The following is a 13,827-nucleotide window of genomic DNA, read 5'->3' as shown; positions in this document are numbered from 1 at the left end:
GCCAGCACGAGGAGACCCGTGAGCACCGCCGAGCAAGCTGACGCGCAGAGCCACGTCCCGCCGCACACCACCCGCGTCGTCATCGCCGAGGACGAGGCACTGATCCGCCTGGACCTGAAGGAGATGCTCGAGGAGGAGGGGTACCTCGTCGTCGGTGAGGCCGGGGACGGCGAGACGGCGGTCAAACTCGCCGAGGAGCACCGCCCGGACCTGGTCATCCTGGACGTGAAGATGCCGGTGTTGGACGGGATCTCCGCGGCCGAGCGGATCGCCGGGGAGCGGGTCGCGCCGGTGCTGATGCTCACCGCCTTCTCGCAGCGGGAGCTCGTCGAGCGCGCGCGGGACGCCGGCGCCATGGCGTACCTGGTCAAGCCGTTCACCAAGAGCGACCTGGTGCCGGCGATCGAGATGGCGGTGTCCCGGTACACCGAGCTGGCGGCGCTGGAGGCGGAGGTCGCGGACCTCGCCCAGCGACTGGAGACCCGCAAGCTGGTGGACCGGGCCAAGAGCGTCCTCCAGACCAGGTACGGACTGACCGAGCCCGCCGCCTTCCGGTGGATCCAGAAGACGTCCATGGACCGCAGGCTCACCATGCAGGCCGTCGCGGAGGCCGTGATCGCCGAGGGTCAGTCGGGCTCCGGGACGGAGTGACCGCGGCACGCCCGCGGGCTCCCGGTGTCCCCGGGGCGGGGGGCGCTGGAGGAACGGTGGACATGTGCTCGAGGGCGTCCAGGACGTGAGACCGGGGGCCGTGACCGCGTTGGTCCGCGGGGCCGTTCCGGGCTCCGGGCGCCGGATCTGGGCCCCGGATGACCCGTCCGACATGGGGACGAGATGTAGATCACATAGTCGGCCGGCGAATGGTGCTTTCCCTGGAATTCCCCGGCCGCGTCCGGAAGCCGGTAAGGAGTGTTCTCTTTCCGGCGCATGACCCAGGTCACAGGCCGATCACATCTCTAGCGTCCGACTATCTGGACTCCCGAGCATCGCAATAGATTCCCGCCACACCGCACGTTCGTGCGGCGGTCGGCGCGCCATCGAACCGGCGTGGCGACGACACGTTCAGGGCGGTATCAGGGAGTTCCCCGTGCGCAACAAGATGATGAGGAAGTTCGCCACTCCACTCGCCGTCGGCGCCATCGGCGCCATGGCCCTGACCGGGTGCAGCAGTGACTCCGGTGGCGAAGACGGCACCTACAAGATCGCTTTCCAGGGACCGCTCTCCGGTGACAACGTCGCCCTGGGCGAGAACATGCAGGAGGGCGTCCAGCTCGCGATAGACGAGGCCAACGCCAAGGGCGACCTGGACTTCAAGCTCGAGTACGTCGCCGCGGACGACCAGGGCCTGCCGGACAAGGCCACCACCGCCGCCCAGAAGGTGATCGACGACGAGGGCGTGGTCGCCGTGGTCGGTCCCGCGTTCTCCGGACCCACGTTCGCCTCGTCCCCGGCGTACGCCGAGGCCGGCCTGGTGACCGTGTCGCCCTCGGCGACCAACCCGGACATCACCAAGGAGGAGAACGAGTACACCAGCTTCCTGCGGGGCGTGGCCAACGACAACCAGCAGGGCGCCGCCTGGGCCAAGTACCTCAGCAAGAAGCTGGGCCTCAAGAAGGTCTACGTCATCGACGACAAGACCGACTACGGCAAGGGCCTGGCCAAGGTCACCGAGAAGGGGCTGAAGGACGCCGGCGTCAGCGTCGTCCGCAAGAGCGTTCCGCAGAAGAGCCCGGACTACAGCGCCACCGCCCAGGACGTGGTCAACTCCAAGGCCGACGGCTTGGTCTACGCGGGTTACTACCAGGACCTGTCGCCGTTCGCCAAGAAGCTGAAGGAGGCCGGCTACAAGGGCGTGGGCATCTCCGGTGACGGCTCCAAGGACGACAAGTTCATCGAGCTCGCCGGCGACTCCTCGGAGAACTGGTACCTGACCTGCGCCTGCACCGACGCCACCGTCGAGGAGTCGACCAAGGCGTTCTCCGACGCGTACCAGAAGAAGTTCAAGCGGCCTCCGGGGACCTACTCCGCCGAGTCCTACGACATCACCAACATGATCATCCAGGAGATCAAGAAGCTCGAGGGCGAGGTGGACCGCGAGGGGCTGCGCGAGGCGCTGCGCAAGGCCACCTACAAGGGACTGACCAAGGAGTTCTCCTTCCAGGAGAACGGTGAGTTCAAGGGCGAGAACGTGTACCTGTACCAGGTCAAGTCGGGCAAGATCGGCTACATGGGCGAGGTCAACTCGCTGATCGGCTGAGCCGGACCCGAGCGATCAACCATCGCGCGAGGGGCCGGGAGTCAGGATCTACTCCCGGCCCTCGACGCGAAGCGGGTCACCCTCCCGCGCCGTCCAGCGCACGTCCGACAGCGGGCCGTGAAGGACTGACATCCCTCGCCGCACCCGGCAGCGGCCCGCCTCAGCCCTGACAAGGAATCAGCACCATGTCCCTAAGTGAATTCTGGGACTATCTCGTCCTAGGGGTGATGCTCGGCTCGCTCTACGCCGTCATCGCCATCGGGTACACCCTGGTCTACGGTGTGCTCCAGCTCATCAACTTCGCGCACAGCGAGGTCTTCATGATGGGTGGTTACGGCAGCCTGATCGTCCTGACCCTCATCGATCCGGGGGACAACCCATCAGTCGCGATGGGTGTTGTGCTGGTCACGGTTGCCCTGCTCGCCGGCGCGCTGTTCGGCGGGGCGACCGCCTACGGCCTGGAGAAGGTGGCCTACCGGCCGCTGCGCAGACGTGGTGCCTCCCGACTGATCTTCCTGATCACGGCCATCGGCGCCTCGTTCTTCCTGTACAACCTCGCCGGCAAGCTCTTCGGGCGCGACCCGAAGTCCCTGCCGGACATGTACGACAACAAGAACCTCTTCAGCGTCCTCGGCGCGGAGATCAACATCACCGAGATGTTGCAGCTCAGCGCGGCCGTGGTGATGATGATCGGCCTCGACCTGCTGGTGAACCGCACCAAGATGGGCAAGGCCATCCGCGCCGTCGCCCAGGACGCCGAGGTCGCCGGGCTGATGGGCGTGGACATCGACAAGGTCATCTCGCGCACCTTCGTCATCGGCGGCGTCCTCGGCGGTGTCGCCGGGTTCCTGTTCGCCAACCTCAACCAGGTCAAGTTCGACATGGGCTTCCTGCCGGGCATCACCGCGTTCGCCGCGGCCGTGGTCGGCGGCATCGGCAACGTGCGCGGAGCGATGCTCGGCGGACTGCTGCTGGGGATCACCGAGACCCTCACCGTGCCGCTGTTCGGTGAGGAGTGGCGCTACGTGGCCGGCTTCGTGGTCCTGATCCTGGTGCTGATGTTCCGGCCGACGGGCATCCTGGGCGAGCGTCTGGGGAGGGCGGCATGAGCAGTGTGGACACCTCCGCGGGGCTGAACCGCACGGCGGCAGCCGCGGCCAAGCTGCGGCACCGCGCCTGGTACCAGCAGCCCCGGTACCAGCGGCTCGGCGCCATGGTGGCGCTCGGGCTGCTGCTCACCCTGGTCACCGGGGAACAGGGCAGCACCGACGACCTGTTCGGCGCGATCGAGGCCGACTTCACCGGCCCCACCGTGTGGGTCTGCCTGGCCATCACCGTCGGCCTGTGGGCGCTGCGGGAGTTCGTCGACGAGCCGGTCCGCCGGGGCTGGGAGTCGGTCAGGAGCGGGGTCGGCGGCCCGGCGAACAAGGTCTCCGCCCAGGTGCGCAAGGACCCCAGGCTCCGGTGGGGCCTGATCGCCCTGGTGCTCGCGGTGGCGATCTTCCTCCCGTCCGGCCTCGAGCGGTACTGGCAGACGGTCCTGGTGGACCAGATCGCGGTGTACGCGCTGCTGGCCATCGGGCTGAACATCGTCATCGGCTGGGCCGGCCTCCTCGACCTGGGGTTCTTCGCCTTCTTCGCGGTGGGCGCGTACAGCACGGCCTACTGGACCGGGCGGCTCCCGGTCGAGCCACCGGTGGAGCTGAACAACTTCTGGGTGATCCCGATCGCGGTGGTCACCTGCCTGCTGGCGGGTCTGCTGCTGGGTGCGCCCACACTGCGGCTGCGCGGTGACTACCTGGCGATCGTCACCCTCGGGTTCCACGAGATCGTCTACCTGATCGCCAAGAACGCCGACGGGTTCACCAACGGCCCGTCGGGCGCGCGCCTGGTCCCCGACTTCTCCATCGACATCGGCGGCTTCAGCTACGAGTGGTCGCTGGACCCGATCCCGTACTGGTACCTGATGCTCGGCTTCATCGTGCTGCTGATCATCCTGTTCGCCAGGCTGGAGCACTCCAGGATCGGCCGGGCCTGGACGGCGATCCGGGAGGACGAGGTGGCCGCCGCCGCCAACGGCGTGAACACCGTGAAGTACAAGCTGATGGCCTTCGCCATCGGCGCGTCCACCTCGGGCATCGCCGGCGTCGTCTACACCAGCAAGGTCGGGTACATCAACCCGGAGTCGTTCCTGCTGCTGTACTCGATCCTGGTGCTGTCGTACGTCATCTTCGGCGGGATGGGCTCCATCCCCGGCGTGCTGATCGGTGCCGCGTTCCTGGTGTGGCTGCCCGAGGCGCTGCGGGACTACGTGGACCCGCAGGACCGTTACATGTACCTCGGCGCGCTGCTCGTGGTCATGATGATCTACCGGCCGCAGGGCGTCTGGCCGTCCCGCCGCCGTCAGCGGGAGCTGAAGATGGCCGAGGAGGGCATGGGCGACGCCGACGCGATGTCCGAGCCGGCGGGAGGTAAGTTCTCATGACCACCGACGTGACCAAGGAGTCCGGGACCCCCGTGCCCGGAGCCGCCGCCGGGGACACGGTGTTGGAGACCTCCGGGGTGACCCTCCGGTTCGGCGGTCTGACCTGCCTGGACAACGTGGACCTGGAGATGCGCCGCGGGGAGATCCTGGCGGTGATCGGGCCCAACGGCGCCGGCAAGACCTCGCTGTTCAACTCCCTCACCGGCGCGTACACCCCGCAGGAGGGACGGATCACCTTCCGTTCCACGGACGGCAGGGAACACCAGCTCCTGGGCCGCAAGCCGCACGTGGTGAACCGCCTGGGACTGGCCCGCACCTTCCAGAACATCCGGTTGTTCGGCGCGTTGACCGCCCTGGAGAACGTCAAGATCGCGGCCGAGACCCGACTCAAGGCCGGTCCGATCTCCGTCATGTGCGGACTGCCCAACGCCCGCCGCGCCGAACGGGAGAGCGACGAGCGGGCCCACGAGCTGCTGCGGTTCGTGGGCATCGAGGACAAGCTCAACGAACTCGCCGCCTCGCTCAGCTACGGCGACCAGCGCAGCCTGGAGATCGCCAGGGCGCTGGCCACCCGGCCGCAGGTGCTGCTGCTCGACGAGCCGGCAGCCGGCACCAACCCGACCGAGAAGCTGGAACTGGAACAGCTGATCCGCCGGATCAACAGCGAACTGGGTGTGAGCGTGCTGCTGATCGAGCACGACATGCGCCTGGTGATGTCGGTGGCGGACCGGGTGCTGGTGCTCAGCTTCGGCAAGAAGATCGCCGAGGGGGCGCCGGCCGAGGTGCAGCGCCACCCCGCGGTGATCGAGGCGTACCTCGGCACCTCGGCCGACGACGCCGCCGCCGTGGAGAACATCATCGCCGAGCAGCACGAGTCGGGAGAGACGTCCAATGAGTGAGACGGTGCCGCTGGACAAGGAGCGGGGCAGCACCGCGGCCTCGGTCCCGGCGATGCTGGAACTGCGCGACCTGCGCGTGTTCTACGGAGCCATCGAGGCCCTCAAGGGCATCGACCTGACCGTGGGCGAGGGCGAGGTGGTGGCCCTGCTCGGAGCCAACGGGGCCGGCAAGACCACCACGCTGCGCACCATCTCCGGGATGCTCCAGCCGCGGCACGGCGAGATCATGCTGCGCGGGGAGCGCATCGACGGCATCAAGTCGCACCACCTGGTGGAGTTCGGGATCGGGCACGTGCCCGAGGGCCGCCGGGTGTTCGCCACCATGACGGTGCTGGAGAACCTCGAGATGGGGGCGTACCGGTTCGCCTCGGTGGACCAGGCGGACCTGGACCGGGTCTTCACCCTGTTCCCCCGGCTCGCGGAGCGGCGCGGCCAGCTCGGCGGCACCCTCTCCGGTGGTGAGCAGCAGATGCTGGCGATCGGCAGGGCGTTGATGGCCAGGCCGGAACTGCTGCTGCTCGACGAGCCGTCGATGGGTCTCGCCCCGTTGGTGGTGCAGCAGATCTTCGAGATCATCAAGGAGATCAACGAGCAGGGCACCACGGTGCTCCTGGTGGAGCAGAACGCCGCCCAGGCGCTGTCCCTGGCCAACCGCGGCTACGTCCTCGAGACCGGTTCCGTGGCCATGACCGGCGACGCTCAGGGCCTGCTCACCGATCCCCGGGTCCGTGCCGCCTACCTGGGTGAAGGGGCCGCCTGACCGGCTGGTCGTCGACGAGGCTGGTTGTCGACGGGGGGGCTCTCGGGGCGAAGCGACCCGGGAGCCCCCCCGTGGTGTGCGGGGCGTCAGCCGCGCGGAGCCGGCTTGGCCAACAGCGCGCAGGTGAGGCGGGCGGTGCAGACCCGCCGGTCCCTGTCGTCGGTGATGGCGATGTCGTAGGTGGCGGTGGTGCGGCCACGGTGGAGCGGGGTGGCGGTGCCGGTGACGGTTCCCGAGGCGAGGCCGCGGTGGTGGGTGGCGTTGAGGTCCACGCCGACCGCGATCCGCTCCGGGCCGGCGTGCAGCATGGCGCCGATGGAGCCCAGGGTCTCGGCAAGCACCGCGGACGCACCGCCGTGCAGCAGGCCGTAGGGCTGGGTGTTCCCCTCCACCGGCATGGTGCCGATGATCTCGTCCGGCGAGGCCTTGAGCACCACGATGCCCATGCGGTTGCCGAGGTGCCCGCCGGAGAACAGCGCCGGCAGGTCGATGCCGACGTCCGCGAAACGCTGTTTGATCTCCTCGGGGAAGTGGATGGTGCCGGTGCTCTCGGCCATGGGTCTCCCGCTCTCGGTGCCGGTGAAGGTCGGGGTGGTGACGTCCGCGATGACGCGGCCGACAGGTGCGGCACCTGGCGGGCGCCGCACCTGTCGGGTCACGGGATGTCTACCAGGTTGACGGTCAGACGGTCCGGCCGGACGGGTCCGCGGTGTCCTGCGCGGTGGACCGGGCGCCGTGCCCGGCGCCCGGTCCGGTGGCCGGGCTGGTGGAGCCGGTGGGCTCCAGGCGCACCAGCACCGACTTGGACGCCGGGGTGTTGCTGGTGTCCGCGGTGGCGTCCAGAGGGACCAGGACGTTGGTCTCCGGGTAGTAGGCGGCGGCGCAGCCGCGGGCGGTCGGGTAGGTGACCACCTTGAACCCCGGGGCGCGCCGCTCGGTGCCGTCGGTCCACTCGCTGACCAGGTCCACGTAGCAGCCCGCGGTGAGGGAGAGCTCCCGGGCGTCGTCGGGGTTGACCAGGACCACCCGGCGGCCGCCGCGGATGCCGCGGTAGCGGTCGTCCAGACCGTAGATGGTGGTGTTGAACTGGTCGTGCGAGCGCAGCGTCTGGAGCAACAGCCTGCCCGGGGGCACCTCGGGGTACTCCAGGGGTGCCGCGGTGAAGTTGGCCTTGCCGGTGGTGGTGGGGAAGGCACGGGAGTCGCGGGGGGCGTGCGGGAGGGTGAACCCGCCGGGGACGCGGACCCGGGCGTTGAAGTCGGCGAAGCCGGGGACGACCCGTTCGATGGAGTCGCGCACCAGGTCGTAGGAGGCGGCGAGGTCCTCCCACGGTATCGGGTCGTCCGCGCCCAGGACCCGGCGGGCGAGCCGGCAGACGATCGCCGGCTCGGAGAGCAACCGGTCCGAGGCGGGGGGGAGGGTGCCGCGGGAGGCGTGCACCTCGCCCATGGAGTCCTCGACGGTGACGAACTGCTCGCCCCCGGCCTGGACGTCGCGTTCCGTGCGGCCCAGGGTGGGCAGGATCAACGCCCGGGCGCCGGTGACCAGGTGCGAGCGGTTGAGTTTGGTGGAGACCTGCACGGTGAGCCGGCAGCGGCGCATCGCCGCCTCGGTGACGTCGGTGTCCGGCGAGGCCGAGACGAAGTTGCCGCCCATGGCGAAGAACACCTTGGCGTCGCCGTCACGCATCGCCCGGATCGCCGCCACCGTGTCGTGGCCGTGGTGCCGGGGCGGCTCGAACGAGAACTCCGCGCCGAGCGCGTCGAGGAACGCCTCGGTGGGGCGCTCCACGATCCCCATGGTGCGGTCGCCCTGGACGTTGCTGTGGCCCCGCACCGGGCACACACCGGCTCCCGGCCGGCCCACGTTGCCGCGCAACAGCAGGAAGTTGACCACCTCGCGGATGGTGGCCACGGAGTGCTTGTGCTGGGTGAGGCCCATCGCCCAGCAGACGATGACGCTCCTGGCTCGGAGGACCATGTCCGCGGCCCGCTCGATGGCGCGGCGGTCGAGCCCGGTGGCGGCCAGGACCTGGTCCCAGTCCAGCTCGCGGGCAGCGGCGGCGAACTCCTCGAAGCCGTGGGTGTGCTCCTCGACGAACGCGGTGTCCACCGCGCCCTCGGTGGTCAGCACCAGATGGCTCAGGGCCCGGAACAGGGCCTGGTCCCCGCCGATGCGCAGGTGCAGGAAGAGGTCGGTCAGCGGGGTGCCGCCGCGGGCCAGGCCGCGTAGCGTCTGGGGGTTCTTGAACCGCTCCATCCCGGCCTCGGGCAGCGGGTTGACCGTGATGATCCTGGTGCCGCCGGCCTTGGCCCGCTCCAGGGCGGTGAGCATCCGCGGGTGGTTGGTGCCGGGGTTCTGCCCGGCGACGATGATCAGGTCGGCCCGGTAGAGGTCCTCGAGGGACACGCTGCCCTTGCCCACGCCCAACGTCTCGGTCAGGGCGCTCCCGGACGACTCGTGGCACATGTTGGAGCAGTCCGGCAGGTTGTTGGTGCCGAGTTTGCGGGCGAAGAGCTGGTAGAGGAACGCGGCCTCGTTGCTGGTCCGGCCCGAGGTGTAGAACAACGCCTGGTCCGGGGAGTCCAGGGCCGCCAGCTCCTCGGCGACGATGTCGAAGGCGCGGTCCCAGGACACCGGCCGGTAGTGCTCCGCCCCCTCCTCCAACAGCATCGGCTCGGTGAGCCTGCCCTGCTGCCCCAGCCAGTAGCCGGACCGTTCCGCCAGGTCCGCCACCCGGTGCCGGGCGAAGAACTCCGCGGTGACCCGGCGGGTGGTGGCCTCCTCGGCGACGGCCTTGGCGCCGTTCTCACAGAACTCCGCGCGGTGCCGCCGACCGCCCTCCGGCCAGGCGCAGCCGGGGCAGTCGAAACCGTCCTTCTGGTTGACCCGCAACAGGGTCCGCGCCGCCCTGGCCGGACCCATCTGGGCCTGGGCGATCCTCAGTGAGTGGGCGACCGCCGGCAGGCCGGCCGCGGACCGGCGCGGGGAGGTGACCTCGGGTGCGTCCTGCACGGGATCGTCGCTCGGGGGCATGGTCGCCATCGCTGCCTGTCCCACCCTTCCGCCGCTGCGGTGCCGGCCGTGGTGGTCCGGCGCTCAGCTTGAAGCGTACGCCCGCGTTGTCGGTGGGGCGCCATAGGATTCCCTGCGTGGCAGCAAAAGGATCGAACCGACCCCGCCTGCTCCTGCTGGACGGGCACTCCCTCGCGTACCGGGCGTTCTACGCGCTCCCCGCGGAGAACTTCACCACCTCCACCGGCCAGCCGACGAACGCCATCTACGGCTTCACCTCCATGCTGGCGAACACCCTGCGTGACGAGGCCCCCACCCACCTCGCGGTGGCGTTCGACGTCTCCCGGGCGACGTTCCGCACCGAGCACTTCCCGGACTACAAGGCGAACCGCAAGGAGTCGCCGGACGAGTTCCGGGGGCAGGTGGAGCTGATCGGGGAGCTGCTCGACGCGATGAGCGTGCCGCGCTTCGCGGTGGCCGGGTTCGAGGCCGACGACATCATCGCCACGCTGGCCACGGCGGCGGCTGCCGACGGCTTCGAGGTGCTGATCGTCACCGGCGACCGGGACGCCCTCCAGTTGGTCACCGACGACGTCACCGTCCTGTACCCGACCAGGGGCGTGTCCGAGCTGACCCGGTTCACCCCGGCGAAGGTGGAGGAGAAGTACGGCCTCACCCCCGGCCAGTACCCCGACTTCGCCGCGCTGCGCGGCGACCCGTCGGACAACCTCCCCGGCATCCCCGGGGTGGGGGAGAAGACGGCCGCGAAGTGGGTCAAGCAGTTCGGTTCGTTCGCGGCGCTGGTGGACCGCGCCGAGGAGGTCAAGGGCAAGGCCGGGCAGAACCTCCGGGACCACCTGGAGACGGTCAAGCTCAACCGCCGGCTGACCGAGCTGGTCCGGGACGTGGAGCTGGGCTGCGGCCCCGAGGCGCTGGTCCGCCAGCCCTACGACCGCCCGACGCTCAACGTGGTGCTCGACGCCCTGGAGTTCCGCCACCCCAACTTCCGGGAGCGGATCTTCGCCGCGGACCCGGCGGCGGCCGTCGAGGAGGCGGCCGACCTCGGGCCCGGTGTGGCCGTCGAGGGGCGGGCGCTCGGTGCCGGAGAGCTGGCCGCCTGGCTGGACGAACACGCCGGCCAGGTCCTCGGCGTGGCCACCCTGCACACCTGGGCCATGGGCGCGGGCAGCGTGCGGGAGGTGGCGTTGGCCACCGCCGCGGGCCCGGCAGCCTGGTTCGACCCCTCCCAGCTCGACGAGGCCGACGAACGGGCCTGGGCGGCCTGGCTCGCCGACCCGGCGCGGCCCAAGGCCCTGCACATCGCCAAGCACGTGATGCGCGCCTTCGCCGAGCACGGTTGGACGGTGGAGGGCGTCACCATGGACACCGCGCTCGCCGCCTACCTGATCAAGCCCGGCCGGCGCTCCTTCGCCCTGGACGACCTGGCGGTGGAGTACCTGGGCCGGGAGCTGCGGGCCGCAGCGGCCCCCGGGCAGGTGGACCTCTTCGCCGACGAGGAGGCCGAGACCGATGCGCTGATGGTGCAGGCCCGCACCGTCCTGGACCTCGCCGAGACGTTCTCCGGCCGGCTGGAGGCGGACGGCGCCTACGCCCTGATGCACGACGTCGAACTGCCGATCAGCGCGCTCCTCGCCCGGATGGAGCGCACCGGCATCGCCACCGACCGGGCCGCCCTGGAGGCACTCGAGGCGCAGTTCGGCGCGGAGGTGCAGCGCGCGGTGCAGGCCGCGCACGACGCGGTGGGCCACGACTTCAACCTCGGTTCGCCCAAGCAGCTCCAGGAGGTCCTCTTCGGCGAGCTGGCCCTGCCCAAGACCAAGCGGATCAAGACCGGGTACACCACCGACGCCGACTCCCTGACCTGGCTCGCCGGCCAGACCGACCACGAGCTGCCGCTGATCCTGCTGCGTCACCGCGACCAGACCAAGCTGCGCACCACCGTGCAGGGCCTGATCAAGTCGGTGGCCCCGGACGGGCGCATCCACACCACGTTCAACCAGATGGTCGCCGCCACCGGGCGGCTGTCCTCCGTGGACCCCAACCTCCAGAACATCCCGGTCCGCACCGAGGAGGGCCGGCGCATCCGCCGTGCCTTCGTGGTGGGCGAGGGCCACGAGTCGCTGCTCACGGCCGACTACAGCCAGATCGAGCTGCGGATCATGGCTCACCTCTCCGAGGACGACTCGTTGGTCGCCGCGTTCACCTCCGGTGAGGACCTGCACACCACGGTCGGCTCCCAGGTCTTCGGGGTACCTCCGGAGCAGGTGGACGCCGAGATGCGCCGCAAGATCAAGGCGATGTCCTACGGCCTGGCCTACGGCCTGTCCGCTTTCGGGCTCTCCCAGCAGCTCGGGATCGGCGCGGACGAGGCCCGCAAGCTGATGGACACCTACTTCGAGCGCTTCGGCGGCATCCGGGACTTCCTCCAGCGCGTGGTGGCGGAGGCCAGGGCCACGGGTTACACCGAGACCCTGCTCGGCCGGCGTCGTTACCTCCCCGACCTGAACAGCGACAACCGGCAACGCCGGGAGATGGCGGAGCGGATGGCGCTCAACGCCCCCATCCAGGGGTCGGCGGCGGACATCGTCAAGATCGCCATGCTTCGGGTGGACCGCGCCCTGACCAGCCAGGGCCTGCGTTCCAGGATGCTCCTCCAGGTCCACGACGAGATCGTCCTCGAGCTGGCGCCGGGCGAGCGCGACGCCGTGGAGGCCCTGGTCCGAGCGGAGATGGCCGGTGCCTACCCGTTGCGCGCCCCCCTTGACGTCTCCATCGGCGTCGGCCCCGACTGGGAGACCGCCGCGCACTGACCCACGGGCCGCGGCCGACGTAGCATGCGCGGGTGTTCACGCTACAAAGGCTCCGCCCCGACCACGCCCCGGCCGTGCTGGCGTTCGAGCGGGAGAACCGTGCCTACTTCGCCGCCTCGGTCCCGGACCGCGGCGACGGGTACTTCACCCACTTCGCCGAGCGGCACCGGGACCTGCTCGCCGAGCAGGACGCGGGGCTGTGCGCCTTCCACCTCCTGGTGGGCGCCCAGGGGGAGGTGCTGGGACGGGTCAACCTGGTGGACCTGGCGGACGGTTCCGCCGACCTCGGGTACCGGATCGCCGAACGGGCCGCGGGCCGAGGACTGGCCACCGCCGCCGTGGGACGGGTCTGCGTCCTCGCCGCCACCGAGTACCGGTTGACCACCCTGCGGGCCGCCGCCACGCTGGACAACGCCGGCTCGCGGACGGTGCTGGCCCGCAACGGCTTCATCCCCGTCGGGGGGACCAGGCTCGACGGTCGCCCGGGCCTGCGCTTCGTGCGCGACCTGGAGGGCCCTTCGCCCCCCCGGGGACGGCGCCGCGCAGGACGCCCGGTGACCCCCGTGGCCGATGGCCGGCGACCCCGGCGACCCCGGTGAGCGGGCACAATCCCCGGCGGAGTCAACGGACTCAACGGAGTCAGGGGCCGAGGGCCGAACGGGACCGCTGCTCCCCGCGCCGCAGCCGGACCGTCAGGGCGAACAGGACCAGGCCCGCGGTGAGGCCGGCGCCCGCGCCGAACAGCACGGTGGACACCCAGGCGAACACCCCGGTCGGCGGCACGGTCACGCACCGGTACCCGGCCGCCGCCACGGCCAGTACCAGCACCCCGGTGCAGGCCAGCGCAGACCCACCGGGGGAGAGCCGGGGCACCCGCTCAGGGACCGGGGTCTGCGACAGCCGGCGCACCGCGCGCGCCCCGCACCACGCGATCAGCCCCAGGGCCAGGGCCGACCCCCCGTACTGCGCCCACCGGTGCAGCGGGTGGCCGACCGCCGTCCGCTCGAGCGTCGGGAACGCGCGCACCCCGGCCCTGCCCTCGTGGGTGAACGAGTCCCACCCCACGTGGGTGGCCGCGCCGACGACCGCGGACAGCCAGAACGCCCCGGCCAGGGCGGGCCAGGACCGTTGCCGCCAGCCGGTTCCGATCAGGTACGCCGCCACCCCTCCCCGGTACCGCCCCGGCACCAGGGCCAGCAGCGGCTCCCGCAGCAGCCACCACAGGGCCAGCAACGCGGCGGTGAGCAGCACGTCCACGGTCAGCAGACCCCACGGCGTGTGGGTGAAGGAGCCGAACCCGTACACGCCGCCGACCAGGGTGTCGGCGTAGAACGGCACGTCCGGGGCGAAGGAGCCGGCCACGAGCGCCGAGGCGAGCAGGGGCCCGCGTCCCGTCCCGTCCGCCCGGACCAGGGGCAGGACCGCCGCCGCGTGGCTCACGGTGAACGGCACCTGGGCACACCCCCCGCCGGGACCGGGAACTCTTCCGTAGCCTACCGTTTCTGATCGCCCGGAACCCGGTGTGGCCTGCGGGTTTCTTCACCGCTTCCTCACTGGCGGTGGCCGTGGCGCGGTAGAGG

General features: G+C 70.7%; 11 protein-coding genes. 8 read left to right on the top strand and 3 right to left on the bottom strand.

Features of this window, described 5'->3' with window-relative positions; translation table 11 throughout:
- Nucleotides 1-18 precede the first annotated feature (18 nt).
- The 6 genes from A3IG_RS0106545 to A3IG_RS0106520 all read left to right on the top strand — a co-directional run bounded on the left by A3IG_RS0106545 (nucleotide 19) and on the right by A3IG_RS0106520 (nucleotide 6,401).
- Nucleotides 19-651 (top strand): ANTAR domain-containing response regulator, encoded by a 633-nt coding sequence (locus A3IG_RS0106545; RefSeq protein ID WP_018382747.1) that lies wholly within the window; start codon nucleotides 19-21, stop codon nucleotides 649-651.
- A 436-nt stretch (nucleotides 652-1,087) separates the two neighbouring features.
- On the top strand, nucleotides 1,088-2,257 hold the full coding sequence (locus A3IG_RS0106540; protein ID WP_018382746.1) for a branched-chain amino acid ABC transporter substrate-binding protein: 1,170 nt from the start codon (nucleotides 1,088-1,090) through the stop codon (nucleotides 2,255-2,257).
- Nucleotides 2,258-2,442: 185 nt separating this feature from the next.
- Nucleotides 2,443-3,366, top strand: a complete 924-nt coding sequence (locus tag A3IG_RS0106535; protein ID WP_026219962.1) for a branched-chain amino acid ABC transporter permease — start codon at nucleotides 2,443-2,445, stop codon at nucleotides 3,364-3,366.
- Nucleotides 3,363-4,742 (top strand): branched-chain amino acid ABC transporter permease, encoded by a 1,380-nt coding sequence (locus A3IG_RS0106530; protein ID WP_018382744.1) that lies wholly within the window; start codon nucleotides 3,363-3,365, stop codon nucleotides 4,740-4,742. Before A3IG_RS0106535 ends, A3IG_RS0106530 begins: the two co-directional genes overlap by 4 nt.
- Entirely contained in the window at nucleotides 4,739-5,641 is a 903-nt protein-coding gene (locus A3IG_RS0106525; protein WP_018382743.1) for an ABC transporter ATP-binding protein, read from the top strand. Before A3IG_RS0106530 ends, A3IG_RS0106525 begins: the two co-directional genes overlap by 4 nt.
- Nucleotides 5,634-6,401 carry an ABC transporter ATP-binding protein gene (locus A3IG_RS0106520; RefSeq protein WP_026219961.1) on the top strand — a complete coding sequence of 256 codons (768 nt, stop codon included), beginning with the start codon at nucleotides 5,634-5,636 and terminating at the stop codon, nucleotides 6,399-6,401. The genes A3IG_RS0106525 and A3IG_RS0106520 overlap by 8 nt, the downstream gene beginning before the upstream one ends.
- A gap of 86 nt (nucleotides 6,402-6,487) precedes the next feature.
- Here the strand turns inward: A3IG_RS0106520 and A3IG_RS0106515 are convergent, their stop codons facing one another.
- Both A3IG_RS0106515 and A3IG_RS28765 read right to left on the bottom strand, forming a co-directional pair.
- Nucleotides 6,488-6,958, bottom strand: coding sequence for a hotdog fold thioesterase (locus A3IG_RS0106515; protein WP_026219960.1), 471 nt, complete (start codon nucleotides 6,956-6,958; stop codon nucleotides 6,488-6,490).
- Nucleotides 6,959-7,082: 124 nt separating this feature from the next.
- The gene (locus tag A3IG_RS28765) at nucleotides 7,083-9,446 is read right to left on the bottom strand and encodes an FdhF/YdeP family oxidoreductase (protein ID WP_018382740.1); all 2,364 of its coding nucleotides are present in this window, start codon (nucleotides 9,444-9,446) and stop codon (nucleotides 7,083-7,085) included.
- Nucleotides 9,447-9,553: 107 nt separating this feature from the next.
- Here A3IG_RS28765 and polA point away from each other — a divergent pair, with 107 nt between their 5' ends.
- The gene (polA, locus tag A3IG_RS0106505) at nucleotides 9,554-12,247 is read left to right on the top strand and encodes a DNA polymerase I (protein WP_018382739.1); all 2,694 of its coding nucleotides are present in this window, start codon (nucleotides 9,554-9,556) and stop codon (nucleotides 12,245-12,247) included.
- A gap of 32 nt (nucleotides 12,248-12,279) precedes the next feature.
- On the top strand, nucleotides 12,280-12,846 hold the full coding sequence (locus A3IG_RS0106500) for a GNAT family N-acetyltransferase (protein WP_018382738.1): 567 nt from the start codon (nucleotides 12,280-12,282) through the stop codon (nucleotides 12,844-12,846).
- Between the two features lie 40 nt (nucleotides 12,847-12,886).
- On the opposite strand, the gene A3IG_RS28760 is transcribed toward A3IG_RS0106500, so the two are convergent.
- Nucleotides 12,887-13,699 (bottom strand): DUF4184 family protein, encoded by an 813-nt coding sequence (locus A3IG_RS28760; protein ID WP_018382737.1) that lies wholly within the window; start codon nucleotides 13,697-13,699, stop codon nucleotides 12,887-12,889.
- Nucleotides 13,700-13,827 lie beyond the last annotated feature (128 nt).

This window comes from Wenjunlia vitaminophila DSM 41686 (assembly GCF_000380165.1).
Taxonomy (GTDB): Bacteria; Actinomycetota; Actinomycetes; order Streptomycetales; family Streptomycetaceae; genus Wenjunlia; species Wenjunlia vitaminophila.
The sequence above is the reverse complement of the archived record's forward strand: the minus strand, read 5'-3'. Positions and strand labels throughout refer to the sequence as shown.